The sequence below is a fragment of the Curtobacterium sp. MCLR17_043 genome (assembly GCF_003224215.1).
Taxonomy (GTDB): domain Bacteria; phylum Actinomycetota; class Actinomycetes; order Actinomycetales; family Microbacteriaceae; genus Curtobacterium; species Curtobacterium flaccumfaciens.
In genome coordinates this window covers 1-24,319 of the sequence record NZ_QKLH01000015.1, presented here as the reverse complement: position 1 = coordinate 24,319, position 24,319 = coordinate 1, and the positions used below count along the sequence as shown (strand labels likewise).

27 protein-coding genes and 1 riboswitch are annotated in these 24,319 nt (G+C 73.2%); of the genes, 16 read left to right on the top strand and 11 right to left on the bottom strand.

Annotated elements, in window-relative coordinates; all coding sequences use genetic code 11:
* The first annotated feature begins 41 nt into the window (after positions 1 to 41).
* Positions 42 to 1,223, top strand: a complete 1,182-nt coding sequence (locus tag DEJ03_RS14190; RefSeq protein WP_110865092.1) for an acyl-CoA dehydrogenase family protein — start codon at positions 42 to 44, stop codon at positions 1,221 to 1,223.
* A 39-nt stretch (positions 1,224 to 1,262) separates the two neighbouring features.
* Here the strand turns inward: DEJ03_RS14190 and DEJ03_RS14185 are convergent, their stop codons facing one another.
* Together DEJ03_RS14185 and DEJ03_RS14180 are read right to left on the bottom strand one after the other, a co-directional pair.
* Positions 1,263 to 3,341, bottom strand: coding sequence for an alpha/beta fold hydrolase (locus tag DEJ03_RS14185; RefSeq protein WP_110865091.1), 2,079 nt, complete (start codon positions 3,339 to 3,341; stop codon positions 1,263 to 1,265).
* Entirely contained in the window at positions 3,338 to 4,234 is an 897-nt protein-coding gene (locus DEJ03_RS14180; RefSeq protein WP_110865090.1) for a patatin-like phospholipase family protein, read from the bottom strand. The genes DEJ03_RS14185 and DEJ03_RS14180 overlap by 4 nt, the downstream gene beginning before the upstream one ends.
* 113 nt (positions 4,235 to 4,347) lie before the next feature.
* On the opposite strand from DEJ03_RS14180, the gene DEJ03_RS14175 reads away from it, so the two are divergent.
* Together DEJ03_RS14175 and DEJ03_RS14170 are read left to right on the top strand one after the other, a co-directional pair.
* Complete coding sequence (locus DEJ03_RS14175; RefSeq protein ID WP_110865089.1) at positions 4,348 to 5,157, top strand: GAF domain-containing protein; 810 nt, start codon at positions 4,348 to 4,350, stop codon at positions 5,155 to 5,157.
* Positions 5,158 to 5,198: 41 nt separating this feature from the next.
* Positions 5,199 to 5,384, top strand: coding sequence for a hypothetical protein (locus tag DEJ03_RS14170; protein ID WP_027465208.1), 186 nt, complete (start codon positions 5,199 to 5,201; stop codon positions 5,382 to 5,384).
* Positions 5,385 to 5,493: 109 nt separating this feature from the next.
* On the opposite strand, the gene DEJ03_RS14165 is transcribed toward DEJ03_RS14170, so the two are convergent.
* On the bottom strand, positions 5,494 to 6,525 hold the full coding sequence (locus tag DEJ03_RS14165; RefSeq protein ID WP_110865088.1) for an NADPH:quinone reductase: 1,032 nt from the start codon (positions 6,523 to 6,525) through the stop codon (positions 5,494 to 5,496).
* 50 nt (positions 6,526 to 6,575) lie between these two features.
* On the bottom strand, positions 6,576 to 6,938 hold the full coding sequence (locus tag DEJ03_RS14160) for a helix-turn-helix domain-containing protein (protein ID WP_071247254.1): 363 nt from the start codon (positions 6,936 to 6,938) through the stop codon (positions 6,576 to 6,578).
* A 108-nt stretch (positions 6,939 to 7,046) separates the two neighbouring features.
* On the opposite strand from DEJ03_RS14160, the gene DEJ03_RS14155 reads away from it, so the two are divergent.
* On the top strand, positions 7,047 to 7,694 hold the full coding sequence (locus DEJ03_RS14155; RefSeq protein ID WP_110865087.1) for an NAD(P)-dependent oxidoreductase: 648 nt from the start codon (positions 7,047 to 7,049) through the stop codon (positions 7,692 to 7,694).
* Positions 7,695 to 7,871: 177 nt separating this feature from the next.
* On the opposite strand, the gene DEJ03_RS14150 is transcribed toward DEJ03_RS14155, so the two are convergent.
* Positions 7,872 to 9,194 carry an MFS transporter gene (locus tag DEJ03_RS14150; RefSeq protein WP_110865086.1) on the bottom strand — a complete coding sequence of 441 codons (1,323 nt, stop codon included), beginning with the start codon at positions 9,192 to 9,194 and terminating at the stop codon, positions 7,872 to 7,874.
* Between the two features lie 136 nt (positions 9,195 to 9,330).
* On the opposite strand from DEJ03_RS14150, the gene DEJ03_RS14145 reads away from it, so the two are divergent.
* Complete coding sequence (locus DEJ03_RS14145; protein WP_110865085.1) at positions 9,331 to 10,188, top strand: LysR substrate-binding domain-containing protein; 858 nt, start codon at positions 9,331 to 9,333, stop codon at positions 10,186 to 10,188.
* Between the two features lie 169 nt (positions 10,189 to 10,357).
* Here the strand turns inward: DEJ03_RS14145 and DEJ03_RS14140 are convergent, their stop codons facing one another.
* Positions 10,358 to 11,605 (bottom strand): hypothetical protein, encoded by a 1,248-nt coding sequence (locus DEJ03_RS14140; RefSeq protein ID WP_146237736.1) that lies wholly within the window; start codon positions 11,603 to 11,605, stop codon positions 10,358 to 10,360.
* A gap of 97 nt (positions 11,606 to 11,702) precedes the next feature.
* Between DEJ03_RS14140 and DEJ03_RS14135 the strand changes: the two genes are divergently transcribed.
* Positions 11,703 to 12,671 (top strand): aldo/keto reductase, encoded by a 969-nt coding sequence (locus DEJ03_RS14135; RefSeq protein WP_110865083.1) that lies wholly within the window; start codon positions 11,703 to 11,705, stop codon positions 12,669 to 12,671.
* Between the two features lie 148 nt (positions 12,672 to 12,819).
* Here the strand turns inward: DEJ03_RS14135 and DEJ03_RS14130 are convergent, their stop codons facing one another.
* The gene (locus DEJ03_RS14130; protein WP_110865082.1) at positions 12,820 to 13,455 is read right to left on the bottom strand and encodes an NADPH-dependent F420 reductase; all 636 of its coding nucleotides are present in this window, start codon (positions 13,453 to 13,455) and stop codon (positions 12,820 to 12,822) included.
* 76 nt (positions 13,456 to 13,531) lie between these two features.
* On the opposite strand from DEJ03_RS14130, the gene DEJ03_RS14125 reads away from it, so the two are divergent.
* From DEJ03_RS14125 to DEJ03_RS14110, 4 genes are all read left to right on the top strand, one after another.
* Entirely contained in the window at positions 13,532 to 13,828 is a 297-nt protein-coding gene (locus DEJ03_RS14125) for a GNAT family N-acetyltransferase (RefSeq protein WP_027465216.1), read from the top strand.
* 21 nt (positions 13,829 to 13,849) lie between these two features.
* Positions 13,850 to 14,311, top strand: a complete 462-nt coding sequence (locus DEJ03_RS14120) for a VOC family protein (protein ID WP_071405394.1) — start codon at positions 13,850 to 13,852, stop codon at positions 14,309 to 14,311.
* 83 nt (positions 14,312 to 14,394) lie between these two features.
* A complete protein-coding gene (locus DEJ03_RS14115) occupies positions 14,395 to 14,865 on the top strand; it encodes a MarR family winged helix-turn-helix transcriptional regulator (protein WP_051596672.1) in 471 nt (156 codons plus the stop codon).
* On the top strand, positions 14,862 to 15,371 hold the full coding sequence (locus tag DEJ03_RS14110) for a metallophosphoesterase (RefSeq protein WP_110865081.1): 510 nt from the start codon (positions 14,862 to 14,864) through the stop codon (positions 15,369 to 15,371). Before DEJ03_RS14115 ends, DEJ03_RS14110 begins: the two co-directional genes overlap by 4 nt.
* A 103-nt stretch (positions 15,372 to 15,474) precedes the next feature.
* Here DEJ03_RS14110 and thiD read toward each other — a convergent pair whose 3' ends face one another.
* The 3 genes from thiD to thiM all read right to left on the bottom strand — a co-directional run bounded on the left by thiD (position 15,475) and on the right by thiM (position 18,673).
* Positions 15,475 to 17,067: a bifunctional hydroxymethylpyrimidine kinase/phosphomethylpyrimidine kinase gene (gene thiD, locus DEJ03_RS14105; protein WP_110865080.1), complete on the bottom strand. Its 1,593-nt coding sequence runs from the start codon at positions 17,065 to 17,067 to the stop codon at positions 15,475 to 15,477.
* The gene (thiE, locus tag DEJ03_RS14100) at positions 17,064 to 17,813 is read right to left on the bottom strand and encodes a thiamine phosphate synthase (protein WP_258370830.1); all 750 of its coding nucleotides are present in this window, start codon (positions 17,811 to 17,813) and stop codon (positions 17,064 to 17,066) included. Before thiE ends, thiD begins: the two co-directional genes overlap by 4 nt.
* Entirely contained in the window at positions 17,810 to 18,673 is an 864-nt protein-coding gene (gene thiM / locus DEJ03_RS14095) for a hydroxyethylthiazole kinase (RefSeq protein WP_181422732.1), read from the bottom strand. The genes thiE and thiM overlap by 4 nt, the downstream gene beginning before the upstream one ends.
* Positions 18,662 to 18,757: riboswitch (TPP riboswitch) on the bottom strand. Its footprint overlaps the gene before it by 12 nt.
* A 68-nt stretch (positions 18,758 to 18,825) precedes the next feature.
* On the opposite strand from thiM, the gene DEJ03_RS14090 reads away from it, so the two are divergent.
* The 5 genes from DEJ03_RS14090 to DEJ03_RS14070 all read left to right on the top strand — a co-directional run bounded on the left by DEJ03_RS14090 (position 18,826) and on the right by DEJ03_RS14070 (position 23,233).
* On the top strand, positions 18,826 to 19,776 hold the full coding sequence (locus DEJ03_RS14090; protein ID WP_110865079.1) for an NUDIX domain-containing protein: 951 nt from the start codon (positions 18,826 to 18,828) through the stop codon (positions 19,774 to 19,776).
* 103 nt (positions 19,777 to 19,879) lie between these two features.
* Positions 19,880 to 20,626 (top strand): phosphotransferase enzyme family protein, encoded by a 747-nt coding sequence (locus DEJ03_RS14085; protein WP_181422731.1) that lies wholly within the window; start codon positions 19,880 to 19,882, stop codon positions 20,624 to 20,626.
* The gene (locus tag DEJ03_RS14080; protein WP_110865077.1) at positions 20,623 to 21,699 is read left to right on the top strand and encodes a winged helix DNA-binding domain-containing protein; all 1,077 of its coding nucleotides are present in this window, start codon (positions 20,623 to 20,625) and stop codon (positions 21,697 to 21,699) included. The genes DEJ03_RS14085 and DEJ03_RS14080 overlap by 4 nt, the downstream gene beginning before the upstream one ends.
* Positions 21,700 to 21,812: 113 nt before the next feature.
* Positions 21,813 to 22,748 (top strand): DnaJ domain-containing protein, encoded by a 936-nt coding sequence (locus DEJ03_RS14075; protein WP_110865076.1) that lies wholly within the window; start codon positions 21,813 to 21,815, stop codon positions 22,746 to 22,748.
* 107 nt (positions 22,749 to 22,855) lie between these two features.
* Positions 22,856 to 23,233, top strand: coding sequence for a hypothetical protein (locus DEJ03_RS14070; protein ID WP_181422730.1), 378 nt, complete (start codon positions 22,856 to 22,858; stop codon positions 23,231 to 23,233).
* Here the strand turns inward: DEJ03_RS14070 and DEJ03_RS14065 are convergent.
* Entirely contained in the window at positions 23,227 to 23,589 is a 363-nt protein-coding gene (locus DEJ03_RS14065; RefSeq protein WP_071405402.1) for an RNA-binding S4 domain-containing protein, read from the bottom strand. The genes DEJ03_RS14070 and DEJ03_RS14065 overlap by 7 nt on opposite strands.
* A 33-nt stretch (positions 23,590 to 23,622) precedes the next feature.
* On the opposite strand from DEJ03_RS14065, the gene DEJ03_RS14060 reads away from it, so the two are divergent.
* Positions 23,623 to 23,880, top strand: coding sequence for a hypothetical protein (locus DEJ03_RS14060; RefSeq protein WP_258370829.1), 258 nt, complete (start codon positions 23,623 to 23,625; stop codon positions 23,878 to 23,880).
* Positions 23,881 to 24,319: the final 439 nt, after the last annotated feature.

The following is a 24,319-nucleotide window of genomic DNA, read 5'->3' as shown; positions in this document are numbered from 1 at the left end:
GTTTTCGAGAATGATGCATCGTGGTTCCCATGTCAACGACGATGCCCGCGACGCCCCTGCTCGAATCGGACTTCTACGGCTTCCAGCAGCAGCTCACGGCCGAGGAGCGCGCGTCGCTCGGGCAGCTCCGGCAGTACCTCGAGCGCGAGGTCGCGCCCATCGCCGACGCGTACTGGGCGCGCGCCGAGTTCCCGATGCAGGTCATCGCGCCGCTCGCCGAGCTCGGCATGTACGGGCCGGGCGTCCCGCTCGTGCGGCAGTTCGAGAACTCGGCCGTGTACCGCGGCTGGGCGGCCCTCGAACTCGGACGCGTGGACGCGAGCGTCGCCACCTTCATCGGCGTGCAGTCCGGCCTGGCGATGAACTCGATCGCGGTCGCCGGCAGTGACGAACAGCAGCGCGAGTGGCTGCCCCGCATGGCTGCGGGTGAGATCGTCGGGGCGTTCGGGCTCACCGAGCCGTACTCGGGCAGCGACTCCGCGAAGGGTCTGCGCACCACCGCCCGGCGCGAGGGCGACGAGTGGGTGCTCGACGGCGAGAAGCGCTGGATCGGCAACGCCACCTTCGCCGACGTCGTCGTCATCTGGGCGAAGGACGTCGCCGACGGTCAGGTCAAGGGCTTCCTCGTCACCACCGACACCGCGGGCTTCACCGCGACCAAGATCGAGGACAAGATCGCCCTGCGCGGGGTGCAGAACGCCGACATCGTCATGCAGGACGTCCGGGTGCCCGAGTCGCGTCGGCTGCAGAACGCGACGTCGTTCCGCTCGACCGCCGAGGTGCTCCGGCTGACCCGCACCGAAGTCGCCTGGCAGGCCGTCGGCATCGCGGTCGGGGCGTACGAGGCCGCGCTGGCCTACGCCCGCGAGCGGATCCAGTTCGGCAAGCCGATCGCTGCGCACCAGCTCGTGCAGGACCTGCTCGTCAAGTCGCTGTCGAACATCACGGCCTCGATCGCACTCTGCACGCAGGCCTCGGCCATGCAGGACGCCGGGGTCGGTGGCGACGAGCACTCGGCGATGGCCAAGGCGTTCGCCACCGCGAAGATGCGGGAGACCGTCGCCTGGTGCCGCGAAGTACAGGGCGGCAACGGCATCGTGCTCGACAAGGGCGTGGCCCGGTTCTTCGCCGATGCCGAGGCGATCTACTCGTATGAGGGCACGCGCGAGGTCAACACCCTGATCGTCGGGCGGGCGATCACCGGGCAGGCCGCGTTCGTCTAGCGGCCCACCCGGCTCGCCCCGGTTCGCCGGGCGGGTGCGCTACCCGAGCAGCGCCGGCCGCTCCCACTCCTGGTCGAGCACGTGCTGCCCGAGGAACGCGAACACCGTCTCGTACCAGACCACCGCGTGCTGCGGAGCGAGCACCCAGTGGTTCTCGTCCGGGAAGTACAGGAACCGGTGCGGCATCGAGCCGTCCGGTGCCGCGTGGTGCTCCGCGAGTTCGGACCAGAGCCGCAGCCCCTCGCCGATCGGCACCCGGTAGTCCTTGTCGCCGTGGATGACGAGCATCGGTGACGTGATGTCGGCCACGAACCGGTGCGGGTCGTTCGCCGCGATCCCCTCGGCGTCGAAGATCGACGACCAGTACTGCGACGAGTCCGTCGTGCCGTTGAACTGGTCGAGCGCCCACAGGCTCGCGTGGGTGACGATCGCGCGGAACCGGTCGGTGTGCCCGGCGACCCAGTTCGCCATGTACCCGCCGAACGACCCGCCCATCGCGGCGGTGCGGGTTGCGTCGATGTCCGCCCGCGCCTCGACCACGTCGGTGATCGCCATCAGATCGGTGTACGGCGCCTGCCCCCAGGCGTTCCAGCCGCGGTTCACGAAGTCGAGTCCGTAACCGGTGGACAGCGCGGGGTCCGGCAGGAGCACGGCGTAGCCCCGGGCTGCGAGCAGCATCGGGTTCCAGCGCCAGGACCACTGGTTCCACGCGTTGAGCGGTCCGCCGTGGATCCACAGGACGAGCGGGTGCGGCCCCTCACCCTCGGGCACGACCAGCCAGCCGCGCACGCGGGCACCGTCGGCTGCGGTCGTCTCGACCTCTTCCAGGTGGGCGGGCACGTCCGGCAGGGGCGCCGGAGTCGCCAACGGGGTCACCGTGCCGTCCGTCGCGATCCGCACCGGGTGCAGCGGGGCCGCCCAGGAGGCCCGGAGCGCCACGACGACGCCCGTCGCCGCCGCCACGCGCAGGCTCGAGTACGCCCAGTCGTCGTGCGTCAGCTGCTCGACGGCGCCGCCGTCGAGGGGGATGCGGAAGACCGGCGCGCGGCCGTCCTGGTCGGCGACCGCCAGGAGCGCGCGGTCGCCGTGTTCGAACACGAGCTGGCTCGGCCAGCGGTCCCAGTCGGTCGCGACGCGGCGGGCGTCGGAGCCGTCGATGCCGGCGACCCAGACCTCCTGCTGGTTCGCGCCGGCAGGTGTGGAGCGGACGGTGCGGACCCAGGCGATCGTCCGGCCGTCGTGGCTGAGCGCCGGCATCTCGTGGTCGACGTCGACGTCGTCGAACAGCACCGTGCGGTGGCCGTTGGACAGGTCGATGGTGACGAGCGTCGAGCGGTCCCCACGGGCCTCCCGGACGCCGACGGAGGCCAGCAGGACCGAACCGTCGGGCGTGAGCGCCCCGTCGACGTGGTCGAGCGAGCGTCCGGGGGCCGGTGTGCGGTCGACGGGCTGGACGGGCTCGGCGCTGGCGCCGACGGCGTCGCTGCCGGTGTCGCTGTCGCTGTCGGCCGTGTCGAGCGTCAGCACGTGCGTCTGGGCCGGCCCGAGGTCGTGGTCCCAGTACCGGACCGGGTAGGTCTCGTGCAGGATCGCGCGGACCTGCTTGTCCTTCCGGCTCTTCCGGAGCTCCGCGTCGGCCTCGAGCACGGTCGCGGGATCGGAGCCGGCCCCCGGCAGCAGGTCGGCGGTCAGCGCCACGACGTCCGACGAGGCCGCGGTGGCCAGGACCCCACCGACGCCGCCGGCCAGGCGGGTGAGCGGACGGGCCTCGCCACCGTTCGCGGGCAGCACCCAGAGCTGGGTTGTCTCGAGGTCGGTGGCGTCGGCGTCGGGCCGGGCGGAGACGAAGAGCAGGTCGCCGGTGCGGGTGAAGGCGATGCCGCCCTCGCCCTTGGCGGAGCGCGTGAGGCGGACCGGGCGTGCGGCGGGTGTGCCGGCGTCGTCCGTGTCCTCCGCCGGGGCTGCTGGTACCTGCCAGATCGACCGGCGGTACCCGGTGCCGTCGGGGTCGAGGGCACTGACCGTCAGGGCGACGCGGGTGCCGTCGGGGCTGATGTCGATGCCGTCGACGCGGGGGAGCGCGACGTACTGGTCGAGGTCGGAGAACGGGGTGCTCATGCGTGCACGCTCGCCAGGTCCTCGGCCCAGAAGGCGGCGACCTGCTCGGCGACCGCGGTGCCCTGGGCGTGGCCGGCCTCGGCCGACGGTGCCTGGGTGGCGAGCGAGAGCGAGTTCGTGCCGAAGGCCTGCTGGGACGCGCTGTCCGCCACCACGACCTCGACCGACGATCCGCCGGCCCGCAGGGTCTCGACGGCGACGTCGAGCCAGGGCCCGCACGGGGACGGGCCCTCGGGGCCGCAGGCGATGACGAGCACCCGCTCGTACCCGGCGGCGGCGTCGGCGTTGGTGCCCGAGCGGACACCACCGTCGACGTACGGGCGGCCGTCGATGGCGACCGGCGTCCAGACGAAGGGCACCGAGCAGCTGGCCGCGACCGCACGGGGGAGCGGTACGCCGTCGGCCGCCGTCAGCAGGCGGAAGGTGCCGTCGGTGGCGTCGACCGCGGTGACGGCGAGCGGCTTCTCCGGCCACTCGGTGGACGGGAGCGTCTCGCCGAAGGTCGCCGTCCGCTCGTCGTCGCTCTGCCCGCCGACGACCTGCTGAGCGGCCTGGCCGAGTCGAGCGCGGGCGTCCTGCTCGCCGGTCGCACCCTGCAGTGCTGCGCCGATGTGCTGCTGCACGGCCTCGACGTCGATGGGGGCCGGCTCTTCGTAGGTGGTCGGCGCCGGGGTGTGCTGCTGGTCGTAGGCCTGCTGGACGGCACCGTTCCGGACGAACGCGCCGACGACGCTGCCGGCGCTGGTGCCGACGACGAGGTCGGCGGCGTCGAGGTCGACGCCGGCTTCCTGCAGGGCGACGAGGACGCCGACTTCCCACGCGATGCCGGCGACACCTCCGCCACCGAGGACGAGGGCTCTGGATCCGGGAACGGGCGTGCTGACGTCGGTCATGGGTCCTGCTTACCAGCTGCGTGCGACGGGCCGGTGGAGGCCGGTGCGTCCTGTGGAGAACCCGCCTGTGGACAACTCCGTCCGCGTCGGTGGCGTGACCTAGCGTCGTGGTCATGGGGAACCAGCGTTCAGGACGGGTCGGCACGGTCGTGTGGCCGATCGTGGTGGCTGCTGCGCCCACCGCGGCGTTCCAGCTGCCGAACCTGTTCGTCACGCCGGCGGTCCGGCTGTCGCTCGTCGCGTTCGGGCTCGTCGTGCTCGTCGGCGCCGTGACCGTGCAGGTGGTCCGGACCCGGCGCAGCGACGCCGCCCGGTCGGTGGCCGAGGACAACGCCACCGCGGCGGAGCTCGAGCAGTCGACGGCGGTCCGGTACGCGTTCGGCCAGATCGCCACCCGGCTCGTCCGGTTCACCGAGCTGCCCCGGTCCGAGCGCCACGGCGAACTCTCGGTCGTCGCCGACCGCGTCGCCGTGGCCCTGGCGTTCTACCTGCTGCCGAAGGTGCCCGACGTCCGCGCCAACGTGTACCAGCTGTCCACCGATCTGCGGGCGCTCGAGCCGATCGGTCACGGTGGCGCCGGCGACACCGCCGGGGTCTTCCGAGCGGGCACGCCCTACGGCGACCGCAACCTCGAGTGGGTGCTGGTCGGGGGATCACCCCGGATCGTCGGTGACCGCTCGGCCGACGTGGACGTCGACCAGGACCTGCCGGGCTTCGAGCCGCGGTACACCTCGTACGTCTCGGTGGTGATCCGGTCCGACCAGTACTCGTTCGGCATGCTCACCGTCGACTCCCCGGTCCCCGACGCCTTCACCGAACTCGACGCCAAGAACATCGCGATGATGGCCTCGTTCATGGCCGTCGCGTTCTCGTTGACCTACTCGTTCCCCGAGCGCGACCGCAATCCAAGGAAAGGCCCGTGATGCTCACACGCTCTGTCGGACGCTCGACGTACGATGCCCCCATGACGACCGTGAACCCTGCTCCGCCGTCGTTCGGGCGTGCCCGGATCTCCTCGCCGAACTGGAACGACACCACCACCGACGCCGACTACGAAGACCTCGACGTCATCGCCGCCAACATCGAACGCGAGCGCGTTGCGGCCCGGCTCCGGGTCACCGCAGCCATCGCCGCGCGTCTGGGTCGCTGACCCCTCCCGCATCGTCCACGACGAACGGCTCCCACGCATGCGTGGGAGCCGTTCGTTTTAGCCGGAGCCGGAGCCGGAGCCTGAGCCCGAGCCGGCTCCGATGTCGCAGCTACGGCGCCTCGGTCACGTCGATGAGCACCTTGCCGACCGTGTCCTGCTCGACCGCGTCGTGCGCCTGGGCGGTCTGCTCGAGCGCGAAGCGGGTGAGCGGGAGCCCGGCGTCCTCGCCGACCGGCAGCACACCGTCGTGCAGCGCCTCGGTGACGTCCTCGGCCGCCGCGGACAGCGCCTCGTCGCCGATCGTGTAGAGCAGCAGGAACTGGTAGCGGGCGTTCACGCTCATGTTCGGGCGGATCGGCAGGCTCGCCTCGTCGCCGCCGTTGTTCGCGTAGATCGACACGACACCGTGGTTCGCCAGCACGTCGGCGACCAGCGCGGCGTTCTGCGGGATCGACACCTCGACGACGATGTCGACACCGTCCGGCGCGATCGCCCGGATGCGCTCGGCGGCGTCCTCCTCGCGGTAGTTCACGACGTGGTGGGCGCCGGCTGCCGTGGCAAGGGCTGCCTTCGCGTCCGAGCTGATCGTCGTGATGACGGTCGCTCCGGCCCAGCGGGCGAGCTGGATCGCGGCGTGCCCCACGGCACCGGCACCACCGGCGACGAGCACGGTGAAGCCGTCGAGGGCTCCGGGCCCCAGGCGTGCGGGGCCGTCCTCGTGGGTGGTGAGGGCCCGGTGCGCAGTCATCGCGGGGACGCCGAGCGAGGCGCCGACGTCGAACGAGACGCCGTCGGGCAGCGGGACCACGCGCGACTCGGGCACGACCGTGTACTCCTGTGCCGTGCCGGTCGGCCGTGACGCAGCCGCCATGAAGAGCCACACGCGGTCACCGACGGTCAGCCCGTCGACTCCGGGGCCGACGGCGTCGACGACACCGGCGCCGTCCTGGTTCGGCGTGATCTCGGGGAAGGGCAGTCCGTCGCCGTACGTGCCGCCGGCACGGGCCTTCCAGTCGGTCGGGTTGACGCCGGAGACGACGACGCGGACGCGGACCTCACCGGCACCGGGCTCCGGGCTCTCCCGCTCGACGAGTTCGAGGACGCTGCTGGCACCGGGCTTCGTGTAGACGATCGATCGCATGTCCCCAGGCAACCACTCGTCGCCGTCGGGGATTCCGAGTGCGGGGTCGCTCAGCGCGCGTCGTACCCCTCGCGCGCCTCGGCGACGTCGGGCATGTGCGAGGTGGCCCAGTCCTCCAGCGGCACGAGCACCGTGCGCAGCGACCGCCCGAGCTCGGTCAGCTCGTACTCCACGTGCGGCGGGATCTCGGGGAACACCGTTCGCGTCACCATGCCGTCGCGCTCGAGGGCCCGCAGCGTCTGGGTGAGCATCTTCTGCGAGACCCCCTGCACCCGGGCCGCCACCGCCGAGTACCGTGCGGGACCGTCGGCGAGGGCGCCGATCGTCAGCACGCTCCACCGGTCGCCGATGCGGTCGAGCAGCTGCCGACTGGGGCAGTCCGCCGCGTAGGGGCTGTACTCGAGTGCTGACATGGTGTCCTCCGTCACGCACCGCCAGGTGCCTACTTACTCAAAGAGAGTAACTCTTGTACGGTGACTGTCAATGTCACCGACGCCCAGCACGTCCACGAAGGGAACACCATGACCAACATCGTCGTCTTCGGAGGCACCGGCTACGCCGGCTCCGCCATCACCCACGAGGCACTCTCCCGCGGCATCACCGTCACCGCGGTCGCCCGCGACACGAGCAAGCTCGAGCCGGCCGAGGGCCTGACCCTGGCGCAGGGTGACGCGTTCGACGCCGACTTCGTGTCCGAGGTCACCAAGGGTGCCGACGTCGTCATCGTCTCGCTCCACGCCGTGCAGGCCGACGGCAGCGAGCTGAAGGGCAAGTTCCAGCACTTCGTCGACGCCGCCGCTGCAGCCGGTGCGCGGCTCGGCATCGTCGGCGGTGCCGGCTCGATGCGCGTGTCCGAGGACGGCCCCCGCCTCTTCGACACCGACGGCTTCCCGGACGCCTTCAAGGGCGAGGCGAAGAGCCACGCGCAGATCCTCGACGCCCTCCGTGCGTCGGACACCGAGGTCGACTGGTTCTACGTGAGCCCCGCCGCGGCCTTCGGCAGCTACAACCCGGGCGAGCGTCGCGGCACCTACCGCGCCTCGGACGAGGTCCTGCTCGCCGACGCCGAGGGCAACTCGGACATCTCCGGCGCCGACTACGCGATCGCGTTCGTCGACGAGATCGTCACCCCGGCGCACCACCAGACGCGTTTCGGCGTCGCCTACTGAGGCACTTCCCCTCGCAAGACACCGGTGTTCACGCAACACACCGCGGGATCCCGCGGCGTCGAGCGTGAACACCGGTGTCTTGCGTACCGCCCGACGCGACCAACGGGCGGACGGGAGGCGCGGGACGGAGCCGCCACGGGCCTCCAGGCCGGCGGGTGGTCACCGCCAGGGCCCCCGTCAGTGCGCAACGATCGCCGGCACCGGCAGGTGGTGGCGCATCCGCACCGCCAGGTGCAGGCCGCCCCGGCGGGCGAGCACGAGCGCGATCACGGCGGCGGCCGCGGCCGGCACGCCTCCGGCGACCATCATCCCCACGTGCGCACCGAAGCGGTCGACGATCTGGCCCATCAGCGGTCCGCCGATCGCCTGTCCACCGAGCAGCACGAGGACGTAGAGCGACATCACCCGGCCGCGGATCGCCACGTTCGACGACAGCTGCACGAGCGAGTTCGACGCGGTCTGGAACAGCAGCTGCGACATCCCCACCGCCACGAGCGCGACGGTGAACGGTGCGATCGCCGGGATCGACCCCGAGACGACGAGCAGCACGCCCGTCCAGAACACCCCGCCGACGATGGTGCGGAGCCGGACGACGGCCCTCCGGGTGGAGAGCAGCGCACCGACCAGGGCGCCGATCGCCACGGCGGAGTTGAACACCCCGTAGCCGCCGGCACCGACGTCGTACACCTGTGACGCGAAGGCGGACAAGAGCACGGGCATCGTCAGCGCGAACACCGAGAAGAACGCGACGAGGATCACCGGCACGATGATCGTCGGCTTGTGCACGGCGTAGCGGAGGCCCTCCACGAGCTGCCCCTTGCCGCGGGGTGCCGGGGGTGTGCGGTGCAGTTCGGAGACCTTCAGGAACCCGAGCGTCACGACGACGGCGACGCAGGCGATCGCGTTCACGCCGAACGACCACCCCGCGCCGACCGCGACGAGCAGGGCACCGGACAGTGCCGGACCGATCATGCCGCCCAGCTGGAACACCGACGAGTTCACGCTGATGGCGTTCCGCAGGTGCTTGTGCCCGACGATCTCGGTGACGAACACCTGCCGTGCCGGGTTGTCGATCACGGTGACCATGCCGACCAGGAACGCGATCACCCAGATGTGCCACGCCTCGACGACGCCGGCGAGTGTCAGGACGGCGAGCAGCGCGGACAGCACCGCGAAGGCTCCCTGCGTGATCATCATGAGCGCGCGCTTCGAGAACCGGTCGACCAGGACGCCGCCGAGCAGCCCGAACAGCAGCATCGGCGCGAACTGGCAGGCGACCGTGATGCCGACCTGCGCGACCGACCCGGTCAGCTGCAGCACGAGCCAGTCCTGGGCGATGCGCTGCATCCAGCCGGCGGTCATCGCCACCAGGTTGGTCGCCGTGAACAGCCGGAAGTTCGGCACGGACAGGGCGATGAGCGTGTGGCGCCACGGCGGTCGCGTGGCCTGGATCGGGAGCGGTTCGGTGGGCGGGGGGAGGGTCGTCGGTGACGCGCTCACGGTGCGGGGTTCTCCGGACGTCGGTGTGGATCTGGTACCCCAACGAAACTACGTGGCGCCGGGCCATTCGATACCCCTATGGTGGCTATCACTCCATTGCGATGTCGAATGAGGTCGCACCGACGGAAGGCGCGACGTGCTCGATCCGGTCCTGTTGCAGACGTTCCTGGCCGTGGCGGAGACCGGCAGCTTCACACAGGCCGGCACCCGGCTCGGCATCAGCCAGCCGACGGTGTCCCAGCACGTCCGGCGCCTGGAGACCGCGGTGGCGCGCACCCTGGTCGCCCGGGACACCCGCGGCGTCGCCCTGACCGACAACGGGGACGCTATGGCCGGGTTCGCACGGACGATCCTCGCCGCGCACGCCACCGCCGACGCCTACTTCTCCGGCGCGGCCACCCGCGGGCGGCTGCGGTTCGGGGCGGCGGACGACCTCGCCATCACCCAGCTGCCGCGGATCCTGCGGGACTTCCGACGGCTGCACCCGCAGGTGAACCTCGAGCTCACGGTGAACCAGTCGGCACCGCTGCTCCGCCGGGTGCACGCCGGCCAGCTCGACCTGGTGTTCATCAAGCAGACGGCGGGCGAGTCCGCCGAGGGCACCCGGGTCGCCACCGACCAGATGGTGTGGATGGCGCAGGACGGCATCGCCCTGGAACCCGACGAACCCGTCCCGCTCATCGCGTACCAGGCGCCGAGCATCAGCCGGCAGATGGCGATCGACGCCCTCGAGGCCGCCGGCCGCACCTGGCGGATCACCTGCAACACCCGCGACGTCAACGGGGTGCTCGCCGCGGTGCGCGCGGGCATCGGCGTCGCGGTGTTCCCGCACTCGCTGATCCCGGCCGACCTGGTGAAGGTGTCGCAGCGGCTCGGGCTGCCGGACCTGCCTGCAGTGGACTACGTGCTCATCGCGAACCCGACGGTGCAGCGGGAGCCGATCGACGCGCTGACGAACGCGATCCTGTCCCGCGGGGTCGTCCGCGCCGTCTGAGCGCGTGTATCGGCGGCGAGACGCCGGCGTGTTCCGGGATGGAGAGCGCGACGAGACGCCGGCGTGTTGGCTCGACGCCGCCGAGCCGTCGAGACGCCGCGACTTTCGGGGCCGTCTCGACGTCGACGCGGCGTCCTGCCGAGACGACGGCGTCTGAGCGCTCGCGGCGCTACGGGGCGAGCGTCGGGGTCGTGCCGGTGCCGGTGACGTCCGGCAGCGTCACCCCTGCGAGCGGCAGCAGCGCCGCCGCGACCGCCCACAGCAGCACGATCGTGCCGACGCCACCGAGCACGGCGCCGAGCAGCGCGACCGGCCGCTGCCACGTGGCCGTCCGGTCGCGCAGCGTCACGATCGAGAGCACCAACGCGAGCAGTCCGAGCACCACGCCGACGCCGTGCACGATCGCCGGAGCGGTGAACCACCAGGCCGCCAGACCGATCGTCGCGATCCCGGTGACGGCACCGAGCACCGCACCGGCGGTCGCACCGAGCGCACGGCGTGGCTCCGGCACGGCGCCCGCGGTCACGGGCTGGTCGAGCAGTTCGGTCGGGAGGCCCGCCTCGCCCCCGCCGGCATCCTGCGGCACCGGGGTGGCTGCGACCAGGGCCGTGGTCGCCCGGGCCTTCGGGGTCGCGACGGCGGTGCCGCCGGGAGCGGCGGTGGTCGGCGCCGCGTGCAGCACGGCGTCGAACGACCGTGCGGCTGCGGGTGCTGGTGCGGCCGACCGTGCGGCGGCCTGCTGGTGGGCGAAGCGTCGGGGCGTCCGGTAGCCGATCGGGCCGACGGGCTCGGGTTCGGTGCCCTCGACGACCACGTGTTCGAGGCCGGGCACCGAGAACCGGGGCTGTCCGGCGACGGGCACCGCGGGTGTGGCGGTCGGCGGTGCCGGGGCGGCCTCCGGCGACGGGGTGGTGAGCGGTGCGACGAGCGGTGCGGCGTCCGCCGAGGCGGGTGCGGCGGCGACCGGGGAGACCGGCACCACGAGCCCGGAGGCGGGGACGACCGACGACGGCGGCACCGCGGGGGTCTCGAACGGCACGGTGTGCACGTTCGGCGACGTCGGGGCCGGGGGCAGCAGTTCCTGCTGCGGCGGGAAGTCGGGCACGGGGGCGTCGGCCTCGACCAGTGCGGCGATCGACGCGGGCTCGGACGTCGGTGCGTGCGCGGCCGGCGCATGAGCGGCGGGTGCCTGCTCAGCCGCGGCGTTCCCTGCCGGGGCGACCGTGGTCGGTGGGACCGGCGCCGCGTGGGCCGCGCGTGACGAGGCGGGGGTGGGGCGGGCCTCCCGGCCGGAGGCGTTCACGTGACCGGCGGCGGCGACCCGCTCGGGCGCGACCTCGTCGACGGGCGGCGCGGTCACCCAGGCCGGGACGGGCCGACGGGGCCGGTCCGATTCGGGCATGCGATGCGCTGCCACTGCGGCGCTCCTTCCGTCGACTGATCCATGCTCAGTTGTAGCGGCAACCGCTGTGTGGATCGCAGCCCCAGTTCGGGGTCGCCGGTACGTTCGGGTGATGACCGGAATCGAACACCGTCCCCTGGGTCCCTCGGGGCTCGTCGTCTCCACCGTCGGCCTCGGCTGCAACAACTTCGGGCGGCGGGGAACCGCGTCCGAGTCGCAGGAGGGCACCGACGCCGTCGTCGCTGCGGCCCTGGACGCCGGGGTGACGCTCTTCGACACCGCGGACATCTACGGCGGCGTGCCGGGCATGTCCGAGGAGATGCTCGGACGCTCGATCCGTGGCCGACGTGACGAGATCGTCCTCGCCACGAAGTTCGGCATGGACATGCAGGGCGCGATCGGGCCGGACTGGGGCGTCCGCGGGTCCCGCCGGTACGTGCGGCTCGCGGTCGAGTCGTCGCTCCGGCGTCTCGGCACGGACTGGATCGACCTGTACCAGATGCACCGGCCGGACGAGGTGACGCCGATCGAGGAGACCCTGTCGGTCCTCGACGACCTGGTCCGCGAGGGCAAGATCCGGTACGTCGGCCACTCGAACTTCGCGGGGTGGCAGATCGCCGAGGCCGAACTCACGGCGTCGATCGCCGGGACCACCGCGTTCGTGTCCGCGCAGAACGAGTACAGCCCGCTCGCCCGGGACGCCGAGGCCGAGGTCCTGCCGGCGGTGCGGGCGTACGCGCTCGGGTTCCTGCCGTTCTTCCCGCTCTACAACGGGCTGCTCACCGGCAAGTACACGAAGGCGGGCGGTCCGGCCGACGGGCGGCTGACGACCTCGAAGCCGCAGGTGCTCGAGGATGCCCCGTGGGACGTGCTCGACGACTACCAGCGGTTCTGCGACGACCGGGGTGTGACGATGCTGCAGGCGACGTTCGCGTGGCTCCTGGCGCAGCCGGGGCTGTCGAGCGTCATCGCGGGGGCGACGAAGCCGGAGCAGATCACGCAGAACGTCGAGGCCGGCACGACGTGGACGCCGACCGAGGACGACATCGCCGACATGACGACGATCTTCGACCGGGCCTGAGCGGGCCTTCGCGCCGGGTGGTTTCGCGCCCGGTTGTTTCGCGCTGAGCGACAGGTCACGGGCTGCGGAGCCCGTGAGGTGTCGCTCAGCGCGAAACGGCGCCGGCGGCGCGGTACAGCGGCGGTGCGGTGCCGCGCCGCGCCGCGGACTAGCGCGTCGCGGCGGCCAGGGCGTCGCGCAGCTCGGCGGCGGTCATCCGCGGGCCGTAGCCGGGGGTGTCCCGCTGGATGCGCCAGCCCTCGGCGAGCGGTCCGGCGTCGACGACGTCGAAGCCGAACGCGTCGATGAGCTCGGCGACGGTCTGCTTGGCGGAGTCGTCGTCGCCGGCGATGACCAGGGCACGACGATCAGGGGTGCCGGCGGGCGTCGCGTGGCCGGTCAGGTCGTCGGCGCCGATGTGGTTGAACGCCTTCACGACACGGGCGCCGGGCAGGTGGTCCTGCAGCATCTCGGCCGTGGTCGTGGACTGGTCGTCGAGGGCGGCGATGTGGCCGTCGCGCTCCCAGTAGTAGTTGTTCGTGTCGATGACGACCTTGCCGACGAGGGGCTCGACGGGGATCGTCTCGATCGCGGCGAGCGGCACCGTCACGACGACGATCTCGCCCGCTGCGGCTGCCTCGTCGCGGGTCGCTGCGCGTGCGCCGTCGCCGAGTTCCGTGATCAGGTCGGTCAGGGTCTCCGGGCCGCGGGAATTCGCGATGACGACCTGGTGGCCGTTCCGTACCGCGAGTCGTGCGAGCTGGGATCCGATGTTGCCGGCGCCGATGATTGCGATGGTTGTCATGGTGTCCCTGCAACGCTGCCCGCCGTCGTGCATTCCTCGGGAGGCGCGAACGCCCCGCCGGGAGCATGATGGCGGCATGGACCACGAGTTCCGCGACGAGACCGACCAGGACCGCTACGCGATGTACGTCGGCGGCGAGCTCGTGAGCGTGCTCGACTACCGGGTGAACGGTGACGCGGTTGCCTTCCCGCACACCTACACGGTCCCGAAGCACCGCGGCCACGGCTACGCGGCGCAGCTCGTCGAGTACGCCGTCGCCGACGTCGAGTCGTCGACCACGAAGCGCATCGTCCCGATGTGCTGGTTCGTCGGCAAGTGGTTCGACGAACACCCCGAGAAAGCCGACCTGCTCAGCCGCAGCGCCGCGGACTGAGCACCGAACGAAGGGGCTCCCGTGCCCACCATCACCCCGTTCCTCTGGTACGACGACCAGGCCGAACAAGCGGCCGAGTACTACGTCGGACTGTTCCCCGACAGTCACGTCGACAGCGTGAGCCGGATGCCCGACGGCCGTGCGCTCGTCGTCGAGTTCACGTTGCTCGGTGCCCCGTACCGCGCGATGAACGGCGGCCCCGGGCACCCGCACACCGACGCCGTCTCGTTCCAGATCGACGTGGACACGCAGGACGAGCTCGACCGGCTGTGGGACGCCCTGCTCGCCGACGGCGGGAGCCCGACGGCGTGCGGGTGGTTGACCGACCGCTGGGGTCTGGCGTGGCAGGTGACCCCGTCGATGCTGGGGGAGCTGATGAGCGGATCGGGTGATCCGGAGGCCAACGCCCGCGTGTTCGAGGCCATGATGCAGATGGTCAAGTTGGACATCCCCGCACTGCAGGCTGCCGCGGCCGGTCGCTGACCCCACTCTCCGCGGACCCGCCGGTAGTGTGACCGGACCAGAAGACCGCCGGCCGGCGCCGGCACAGACAGGCTGGAGCCACCATGGACCACCCGAGTTCGAGGGTCCGCAACAGCGACATCAGCCGGGCGTACACGGAGCTCGCCCGCATCACCCGTCGGGCGAGCATCCGTGCCCGCGGCTCCGACCAGGTGTTGAGCGTCGTCGACCAGTCCCTCGTCGACTTCGTCGTCCAGCACCCGGGCTGCATGGCCATCGACATCGCCCGCTACCTGCGCCTGAACCGTTCGACGATCTCGCGGCAGCTGTCCGGGCTCCTCGCGACCGGACTGGTGCGGACGACCGACGGCGGCAGCGGCAACGCGAAGCCGCTCGAGGCGACCGACGCCGGCCGCGCCGCGCTCGAGCGGTCGGTGCAGCTGCACCGGGACGCGCTCGACGAACGGCTCGCCGACTGGTCGGACGACGACATCGCACTGCTCGCCGGGCTGCTGGAGCGCCTCGGCGCCTCGGACGAGGCCGGGCTCCCGATGCCGGCACCCACCGAGTCGTGACGACGTCGTTCGTCCTGCTGTCCGACACGCACCTGCCGAAGCGCGCGAAGGACCTGCCGCCCGGACTGTGGCACGACGTCGACGCGGCGGACCTCGTGGTGCACGCGGGGGACTGGGTCGACCTGGCCACCCTCGACGCCGTGCAGGCGCGGTCCAGCCGCTTCGCGGGCGTGCGGGGCAACAACGACGGTCCGGAGTTCGATGACCGGCTGCCGCTCGTCGCCCGGTTCGGCGTCGAGGACCTGCGCTTCGCCCTGGTGCACGAGACCGGGGCGTCGACCGGTCGGGAGCGCCGGATGGACGCCGAGTACCCGGACACCGACGTGCTCGTCTTCGGCCACTCGCACATCCCGTGGGACACCGTGGCACCGTCGGGCATGCGCCTGCTGAACCCCGGTTCGCCGACCGACCGCCGTCGCCAGCCCGACCACACGTGGATGCGCGGCACGGTCACCGGTGCCGAGCTGTCCGTCGAACTGGTGCGGCTGCCCCCGGTCGCCCGCTAGCCCCGGTCGCCGGCCTGTGTCGGCGCGCCCCGTTCCCGAAAGCGACAGATCCCCGCGGAACTTCTCCGGACATCTGTCGCTTTCGCGGGGTGTTCGACGGCCGTCAGTGCAGCAGTGTCGCTTCGGCGGCACCGACCGCACCGCCCGCCGTGACCGCGTCGCCCGCAGCCGCGGTGGCCCCGGCACCAGCAGCCCCTGCCGTCGGCATCCGGAAGAACGCGAGCTCCCACTCCGCCGAACGCCGGAACGCCCGCGCCATCCGCCCCCGCTCGTCGGGTGTCGCCGCACGGGCTGCCTCCTCGACGAGCCGGGTCGCCTCGGCGCTCGACGCCGCGAACCCCGGGTCCCCGTACGCCGCGATCCAGTCCGCGAAGGCGTGCCCGTCCTGAGCGACCCCGAGCTGCGACCCGACCCAGGCGTAGACCCGGAAGCACGGCAGCACCGCGGCGGCGAGCACCGCACGGGAGCCGGAGTCGGCGGCCTCCTGCAGGTGCGCGAGGTACCCGGCACACGTGGGGTGCACGGGATCGTCGGCGTGCGAATCGGCCAGCCGGCGGTGGTGCAGGTCGCGCGCCTCGTCGGCACACCCCTGCGCAGCCGCCGCCCAGAACGCAGCAGCAGCGCCAGCAGCATCGCCAGCGCCAGCGCCAGCAGCATCGCCAGCGCCAGCACCGGGGCCACCGACCCCGAGCGCCGCCAGGTGCCGCTCGTACGCCCGCAGGTAGTGGACGTCCTGCGCCAGGTAGCCCGCGAACACCTCCGGCTCGAGCGTCCCGTCCCGGAGCCCCACCAGGAACGCGCAGCCGATCGTCTCCTGCAGCACCGACGCCGCATCCGCCCACCACACGTCCGTGTACGACAGCGCCGGCAGGGCTGCTCGCGCCTGCGCCCCGTGGTCGACCGGGCCGTTGCCGCTCCCGACCGACAGTGCGTCGGCCCCGCGCAGCGCCGCCGTCAGCCACTCCTTCGCCACGCCGACCGCGAGTTCCCAGTCGCCGTGCCGCGCGGCGAGCGTCGCGATCGCACTGGAGAGCGAGCACCCGGTGCCGTGCGTGTTCGTCGTCGTGACCCGGGGACCGGTGAACACCCGCACGGTGCCGTCCGGTGCCACGAGCACGTCGTCCGAGGTCGGCCCCTCGTCGTGCCCGCCCTTCGCCAGCACCAGGACGTCCCAGCGCGCCGCCACCGCACGCGCCGCCGCCAGCGACGAAGCCGACGCCGACGCACCACGACCGGGCACACCGGACCCGGCCAGTTCCGCCAGCACCACGAGCTCGGCCCGGTTCGGCGTCACCAGGTCGGCGAGCCCGAACAGCGCACCCATCGCCGAGGCTGCGTCCTCGTCGAGCAGCCGGTCCCCGCTCGTCGCCACCATCACCGGGTCGACGACGACCACCGGCGGCCGGTGCTCCCGCAGCCAGTCCGTCACGACCCGCACGACGTCGGCGGTGCCGAGCATCCCGATCTTCACCGCGTCGACCACGACGTCGTCCGACACCGCGTCGAGCTGCTCCCGCAGGAACCCGACGTCCGGCACGTGCACCGACCGCACCCCGTGCGTGTTCTGCGCGACGAGCGCCGACACGACCCCCATCCCGTACCCGTCGTGCGCGGCGATCGCCTTGAGGTCCGCCTGCATCCCGGCCCCGCCCGTCGGGTCGGTCCCGGCGATGGTCAGCACCCGTGGGACGCTCATGCGTCCGCCCCGTGGTGCGTGGCGTCGGCCTGGAGGGACGGATCGCCAGCATCTGACGGCCTCGCCTCCGTCCCGTCGTCGGGTCCAGGGCACCACGCGGCAACGTACGCCGCCGCCGCGGATCCGGGGTCGGCTGCGGCGCAGATGCCCGACACGATCGCGACGCCCGCGGCACCGGCAGCCCGGAGCGGCGCGACGTCGTCGAGGGTCACCCCGCCGATCGCCACGCACGGCACGTCGGTCGCGGCGGCCAGCCGGGCGAACCCGTCGTGGCCGAGCGCCGGCGGGTGGTCCGCCTTCGTCGCGGTGGGGTGTACGACCCCGACGCCGAGCAGGTCCACGGTGCCGCGGGGGAGTCGCTCGACGGCGGCCAGGTGCGCGAGCGTGTTCGCCGTGAGGCCCACGTGGGCGTCCGCGCCGAGCAGGGCGCGGGCGGCGGTGACGGGGACGTCGGACTGGCCGAGGTGCACGCCCGCCACCCGGTGTCCCGCGTGCCGTGCGGCGAGGGCGACGTCGAGCCGGTCGTCGACCACCACCGTCGCACGGTCCCCGACGGCGCCGGCGACGGCCGCGGTGAGTGCCAGCAGGTCACGCGCGGAGGAGTCCTTGTCCCGCACCTGCACGATCCGGACCCCGGCGTGCACGGCGGCACGGACGACCCCGAGCACCCCGATGCCGTGCCGGTCGGCCAGAGCGCCGTCGGTCACCAGGTAGACGCCGAACCCCGCAGACTGCAGCCTGCTCATGCCGACACCGCCCGGGCACCGACAGGAGCGGTCTCGACCGTGATCCGGGCCTCGCGGACGACGTCCTCCGGGGTCAGCGACGCCAACCGGTCGAGGAACAGCGGCTGGAAGGTCCCCGGCCCACCGGCGTCCCGCGCCGCGAGCTCCGCGGCGATCGTGTGCACGGCGGTGGCGGCGACGGCAGCGGCCCCCGCGTCCTCCGGCGCGACCGACGTGAACGCGGCGACGACCGCGCCGAGCGCACACCCACCACCGGTGATCCGCGTGAGCAGGTCGGTCCCGTTCGCCACCCGGACCACACCGATGCCCGGCGCGACCAGCAGGTCGACCGCACCCGACACGGCCACCGCGGCCACGAGCCTCCCGTCCGAAGCAGCGACGGACGCGACCCGGGCGTCCTCCGTGCCCACCGTGCTGTCGACCCCGCGGCCACCGGCCGAGTCGCCGAGCAGGGCGAGCACCTCGGACGGGTTGCCCCGCAGCACCGTCGGGCGCAGCGTGAGCAGGTCGCGTGCCAGGGCGGTCCGCACCGGCAGCGAGCCGACCGCCACCGGATCGAGGACCCACGGGGTCCCCGCGGCACGGGCGGCGTGCACGGCCTCGAGCGCGGCGACCCGCGGTTCGGCGTGCGGGGTGCCGGTGTTCACCAGCAGGGCATCGGCGACGCGGGCGAACGGCCCCGCCTCGGTCGGCACATCGACCATCGCGGGTGAGGCCCCGAGTGCGAGCAGCACGTTCGCCGTGACGTTCTGCACGACGGTGTTCGTGATGCACTGCACCAGCGGCGCCCGGGCACGCACGGCCTCGAGCAGTTCGGCGGTTCGGTGGGCCCAGGCAGGGGAGGGCGCAGCGGTTTCCATGGACGATCCCTTCGCGAGTACGAGCTCGAGCAGGTTCGACGGGTGTGATCTCAGCCGCTGGATGCGGCACCCCGTGTCTCGAGCGACACCGTACACGACGCCCGGTGACCACTTCGAGGCCCGCTCCGGGCACCGTGTGCCAGGGTTGGACCGTGCCAGATGCAACGCCCCCCGGGCCCCCACCCGGCCCCCGCGACCCCGGCGACGCCTGGGCGGTCGGCCCCGACGGCACCAAGGCGTGGGGACGCTTCGGCGCCGCCGGCCTGCTCGTCGACGACGGCGCAGGCCGCGTGCTCCTGCAGCACCGCGTCGAGTGGAGCCACCACGGCGGCACCTGGGGCATCCCCGGCGGCGCACGGCACCAGGGCGAAGCAGCCGTGACCGCCGCCCTCCGCGAGTCCGCCGAAGAGGCCGGCGTCCCCGACGACGCGATCGACTTGCGCCACACGGCGCTGCTCGACCTGGGGTTCTGGACCTACACGACCGTCGTCGGGCGCGCCTCCCGACCCTTCGAACCCGTCATCGCCGACCGCGAGAGCCTCGCGCTGTCGTGGATCCCGATCGACCAGGTCGACGACCTGCCCCTGCACCCCGGCTTCGGCAGGTCGTGGCCGGCGCTCCGCGCCACGATCGCGACCACCCCGCACGTCGTCGTCGACGCCGCGAACGTCGTCGGCAGCGTGCCCGACGGCTGGTGGAAGGACCGAGCCGGCGCCGCATCGCGCCTGCTGGCACAGGTGTCGGCGCTCGCCGCGGGCGGGGTCGCCGCATCGTTGCTCGACCTGCCGTTCGCACGGTGGTGGCCGCGGTGGACCGTGGTGCTCGAGGGGGAGGCCCGGGCCGCTGCGGACGTGGGGGGTGCTGGTGGAGACGGCGGTGCGGACCGCGCTGTCGGCGCCGACCGCGGCGCCGCCACCGGCGCTGTCGGCGTCGTCCGTGCTCCGGCTTCCGGCGACGACGCCATCGTCGAGTCCGCGCAGGCCGCGGTGCAGGCCGGCGACGGGCCGGTCGTCGTCGTGACGGCCGACCGCGAGCTCCGCGACCGCGTCGAGGCCCTCGGCGCGGTCGTCCACGGGCCGTCCTGGTTGCGCGACCAGCTGTAGCCGCCTGGACCGCCGTGTTCCGGATGGTGACCGAGCGGCCGTCGGTCGCTGCCGGTACGCTGGCCCTGACGTCAACGGAGACGCAACACGCAGGAGGTTCCCCTTGGAGCGCATCACCAGGGCCGACGACCGAGTCCACCGCCCCGCCGGGCCGTGGACCCCCACGGTGCACCGGCTGCTCGCCCACCTGCACGAGCAGGGGTTCGTCGCAGCCCCGGAACCGATCGCCCTCGGCGACACCCTCGAGACGGTCTCGTTCGTCCCCGGTGTCGCGGGCGAGTACCCCTGGACCGAGGACATCGCCAGCGAGGCCGCCCTCGTCACCAGCGCCCGCCTGCTCCGCCAGTTCCACGACGCCGCCGCCAGCTTCCCGCGCAGCGCCACCGACGACCTCTGGTCGCAGGCCGACCGTGCCCCCGTCGAGACGATCGTGCACGGCGACTTCGCCCCGTACAACTGCGTGTACGACGGCATCGCCGCCGTCGGCCTGATCGACTTCGACACCGCCCACCCCGGGCCCCGCGTCTGGGACGTCGCGAGTGCCGTCTACCGGTTCGCACCGTTCACCACCGGCGCCGTCGAGGGATCGACCGCCCCCGACCTCGACGAGCGGCTCGCGCGCGCCGCCGAGTTCTGCCGCGCCTACGCCCTCGACGACCGCTCCCGGAGCGTCCTGGCCGAGACGATGATCGCGTCCCTCGTCGCCCTCGTCACGACGATCGAGCACGAGGCCGCCGCCGGCAACCCGAAGTTCGTCAGCGACCTGCAGCACGGCCACTCCGACCTGTACCGCGCCGACGTCGCCTACCTGGAGCAGCACGCCGACGCCGTCACCGCCGCCGTCGCGTGACCACCAGCCCCGCGCGGCTCCGCACGGCGCGCTTCGCGGCGCAGGGCATCGCGGTGCCCGGGCTGCGACCCACCGAGGTCGTCGAGCGGATGCTGGCGGTGCAGGGGCAGGACCTCGGCCAGGTGCTCTGGGCCATCGGGGTCCGCGCTCCCGGATCGTCGCGGGACGACGTCCGCGAGGCCTTCGACCGCGGGGAACTCGTCCGCTCGTGGCCGATGCGCGGCACCCTGCACGCCCTGCGCCCCGACGACCTGCGCCTGCTGCTCTCGCTCACCGCCGAACGGACGCTCCGCACGATCGCCCGACGCGCCGCCGAGCTCGGCATCGACGACGCCCTGCTCGGCCGGGCCCGTGGCGCGACGGTCGCGGCCCTGGGCGGTGGTCGTGCGCTGGTCCGGGACGACCTGTTCGCGGCGTACCGCGCTGCGGGCATCGACCCGGCCGGAGGCCGCGGCTACCACCTGGTCCTGCAGCTCGCGCAGGAGGGCCTCGTCGCCTGGGGTCCCACCGCCCGCGTCGGGCAGGGGCTCGTGCTGCTCGACGAATGGGCACCCGCCACCGCTGAGCCGCCGGACCGCGACGAAGCCCTCCGCCGGGTCCTGCTCGGGTACCTGCGCGGCCGTGGCCCCGCGACCGAGGCCGACGCCGCGAGCTGGACGAAGCTGCCGCTCGGTGACCTCCGCCGAGCGCGGGCCGCGGCGGGGGACGCGGTGGAGGACCTCGGCGACGGGCTCCTGGACGTCGCCGACCGGCCGGCAGCCGCGCGCGTCCCCACCGGGCACCTGCTCCCCGGCTTCGACGAGTACCTGCTCGGGTACGCCGACCGGTCCGCGCAGCTCGACCCCGCGCACGCCGACCGGGTCGTCCCCGGGGCCAACGGCATGTTCCTGCCGATGGCAGTCGTCCGCGGTCGCGTCGTCGGCACCTGGAAGCGCACCGAGCGCCGGGCCGGGCACCTCGTCACCGTCACACCCTTCGGTGCCCTCGACGTGGCATCGGTCCGCGCGCTCGAGGCGGCGGCCGCGCGGTACGCGGCGTTCCTCGGTGCGCCGGTCGGGACCACGGTGGTCTGACGCGACCACCTGCGGACCGTGTGCCGAGGCTGCCTGGCCGCACCGCTCCTCCAGACCGCACCCAGCAACCATGCGGCGGACTCCGACACTGCCTCCGGTAATGTCGCAGGGCCATGACGGACAGCCCGGCCGACGCCACCCCCTACGAAGTCCTCGGCGTCCCCGCGACGGCTGACGACGAAGCGCTCCGCCGTGCCTACCGGCGGGCCGCCCGCGAGACGCACCCCGACCTCGGCGGCGACGCCCAGCGCTTCCGCCAGGTCCAGCTCGCATGGGAGCGCATCGGCACGCCGGCAGCCCGGCGCGCGTACGACGTCGGGTCCCGCGCGTCGGCGTCGTTCGGTGCTTCCGGCTCGACCGGCAGGGGCGACGCCGGTCGCGACGCCTACGCGCCCCCGGCAGCGCGTCGCGACACCCGCCCCCGGGCGCGCTCCCACGGACACCCCGGCGGTCGGTCGCGCGAGGTCTTCCTGCAGGCCGAGCGCGAGTGGGTCGGCCTCGGCGACCCGATCGAGGACCCCTACGACCCCACGCTCATCCGCTCCGCGCCCCGACACATCCGGCGGCTGCTCGCCGAGGCCCTGGCCGAAGAGGCGACCGCCCTGATCGTCTCCGACATGGGGATCGGCGTCACGGTGTGGCACGACCTCGACGCCGGGGCCGAGGGCAAGCTCGACCACGCCGTCCTGACCCCGAGCGGACTCTGGGCCGTCGAGTCCATCGACTGGGGCGCTCCGGTCCGCGTCGAGCACGGCGAGATCGTCGGCGAGACGCTTGCACCGGGGGAGCGACCCGTCAAGGAACTCGTCCGCGCCGCCCGTGCCGTGCAGAAGCAGACCCGGGTGCGGTTCTCCGGGCGGCTGCTCGTCGTGCCGGACGCCGCCGTCACTGAGGACGTGCAACTCGTCGGCTCGCCGAAGAAGCCCACCGCGCTCGTCGTCCGCCGGAGTGCGCTCGCCCAGGTGCTGAACGGTGTCTGGTCGCCGGCCGGTTCCGTCGACGTGTTCGAGATCCGCGACCGCCTGCAGCAGACCGTCCGCTTCGTCTGACCCTGACGCCTGCGGCCTGACGCGTGGCGCTGGCCCCGGGCTCCGGGCTCCGGGCTCCGGGCTCCGGGCTCCGACCGTCACCGTCCGACGCGTCGTACGATCACGGCATGCGCAAGGAGGTCGTCGTCGTGGTCGGCGGGTGGGAGCACGACTGCTGTGGGCCCGCCTACGAACGGCAGACCACGGCGGCGTTCACCGCGTACGGCAGGACGCCGCGGTTCGCCGAGTCCCGGCACCACGACGACCCGTTCGGCATCACGGAGTTCCGTGGTCGGGTGGCCGATCTGCTCGTCGTCGCGGAGGACGGCACCCGCATCCCCGTCCACCGCATCCCGTCCGGTCGCGCGCTGGGCGGATCCGATCCGGACGACAACGGGCGCCTCGAGGTGCCCTGGACCGGAGAACGGATCGAGGTCGAGTCCGACACGTTCGAGATCGTGGTCGATGTCCACGTGCCCGGGTCGGGGCCCGGGAAGCGTCAGTAGCCGCGGAGCTTCTCGAGGTCGCGGCGCTCCCGCTTGCTCGGCCGTCCGGCGCCGCGATCGCGCATCGGGACGAAGCCGGCCTCTTCCTTCGACAGCCGCGGCGGGGTCTTGTCCTCGAAGTGCTTCGCAGCCTCGGGCGCGCTCGTCCGCTTCAGGATGATGCCGGTGACCATGACGATGCGGTCGAAGCCGTTCTGGCGCACCCGTACCTCGTCACCGGGGCCGATCGGCTGGGCCGGCTTCGCGCGCTCCCCGTTCACCCGGACGTGACCGGCCTTGCACGCGGCGGTCGCGGCCGACCGGGTCTTGGTGATCCGGACGGCCCAGATCCAGCTGTCGACCCGGGCCTTCTCCATGCCGACACTCTAGGCGGCCCGTACCCTGGGGCGGTGCATGCGGACGAACAGGCGGCGATCGCCCGGGCCCGTGCCCTCGGGGTGCTGCACGACGCCGCGATCGGGGACCGCCTGGTGGTCCGGGCGCACCACGGTGACGGCGCGCAGGACGCCCTCGGTGACCTGGTCGCCCGGACGCCCGACGCCGTGACGATCGCCACCCGCCGCGGCCCGGTCGAGGTCCGGCTCGCCGACGTCGTCGCCGCGAAGCCCGTCCCGCCGCCCCCGCCCGCGCGGCCCGCGCGGCGCTGACGCGCTCGGCTCGCACCGTGCGGACTTGTCGTGCTGTCGAGCCGGGGTCGCACGGTGCGGACTTCGTCGGCGGGTGCGTCGTCGGAGGCTGGGTGCGGGGTTGTAATGGCGCACGGAGCCACCAGCCCCGCACGGTGTGGCGGAGGCGGCACGGTGCGGGATTCGCGGAGCCGGGGTCGCACGGTGCGGACTTCGTCGGCGGGTGCGTCGTCGGAGGCTGGGTGCGGGGTTGTGGTGCCGCACGGAGCCACCAGCCCCGCACGGTGTGGCGGAGGCGGCACCGTGCGGGATTCGCGGAGCCGGGGTCGCACGGTGCGGACTTCGTCGGCGGGTGCGTTGTCGGAGGCCGGGTGCGGGGTTGTGGTGCCGCACGCAGCCACCAGCCCCGCACCGGCTGACGAACCTCGCACCGTGCGAACCCGGCGCCCCGCCCCCCGCG

Excerpts from the sequence above, each read along its gene's own strand:
- DEJ03_RS14190 (WP_110865092.1), top strand. The coding sequence starts at position 42 with ATGCCCGCGACGCCCCTGCTCGAATCGGACTTCTACGGCTTCCAGCAG.
- DEJ03_RS14185 (WP_110865091.1), bottom strand. The coding sequence starts at position 3,341 with ATGAGCACCCCGTTCTCCGACCTCGACCAGTACGTCGCGCTCCCCCGC.
- DEJ03_RS14180 (WP_110865090.1), bottom strand. The coding sequence starts at position 4,234 with ATGACCGACGTCAGCACGCCCGTTCCCGGATCCAGAGCCCTCGTCCTC.
- DEJ03_RS14175 (WP_110865089.1), top strand. The coding sequence starts at position 4,348 with ATGGGGAACCAGCGTTCAGGACGGGTCGGCACGGTCGTGTGGCCGATC.
- DEJ03_RS14170 (WP_027465208.1), top strand. The coding sequence starts at position 5,199 with ATGACGACCGTGAACCCTGCTCCGCCGTCGTTCGGGCGTGCCCGGATC.
- DEJ03_RS14165 (WP_110865088.1), bottom strand. The coding sequence starts at position 6,525 with ATGCGATCGATCGTCTACACGAAGCCCGGTGCCAGCAGCGTCCTCGAA.
- DEJ03_RS14160 (WP_071247254.1), bottom strand. The coding sequence starts at position 6,938 with ATGTCAGCACTCGAGTACAGCCCCTACGCGGCGGACTGCCCCAGTCGG.
- DEJ03_RS14155 (WP_110865087.1), top strand. The coding sequence starts at position 7,047 with ATGACCAACATCGTCGTCTTCGGAGGCACCGGCTACGCCGGCTCCGCC.
- DEJ03_RS14135 (WP_110865083.1), top strand. The coding sequence starts at position 11,703 with ATGACCGGAATCGAACACCGTCCCCTGGGTCCCTCGGGGCTCGTCGTC.
- DEJ03_RS14130 (WP_110865082.1), bottom strand. The coding sequence starts at position 13,455 with ATGACAACCATCGCAATCATCGGCGCCGGCAACATCGGATCCCAGCTC.
- DEJ03_RS14125 (WP_027465216.1), top strand. The coding sequence starts at position 13,532 with ATGGACCACGAGTTCCGCGACGAGACCGACCAGGACCGCTACGCGATG.
- DEJ03_RS14115 (WP_051596672.1), top strand. The coding sequence starts at position 14,395 with ATGGACCACCCGAGTTCGAGGGTCCGCAACAGCGACATCAGCCGGGCG.
- thiD (WP_110865080.1), bottom strand. The coding sequence starts at position 17,067 with ATGAGCGTCCCACGGGTGCTGACCATCGCCGGGACCGACCCGACGGGC.
- thiE (WP_258370830.1), bottom strand. The coding sequence starts at position 17,813 with ATGAGCAGGCTGCAGTCTGCGGGGTTCGGCGTCTACCTGGTGACCGAC.
- thiM (WP_181422732.1), bottom strand. The coding sequence starts at position 18,673 with ATGGAAACCGCTGCGCCCTCCCCTGCCTGGGCCCACCGAACCGCCGAA.
- DEJ03_RS14075 (WP_110865076.1), top strand. The coding sequence starts at position 21,813 with ATGACGGACAGCCCGGCCGACGCCACCCCCTACGAAGTCCTCGGCGTC.
- DEJ03_RS14070 (WP_181422730.1), top strand. The coding sequence starts at position 22,856 with ATGCGCAAGGAGGTCGTCGTCGTGGTCGGCGGGTGGGAGCACGACTGC.
- DEJ03_RS14065 (WP_071405402.1), bottom strand. The coding sequence starts at position 23,589 with ATGGAGAAGGCCCGGGTCGACAGCTGGATCTGGGCCGTCCGGATCACC.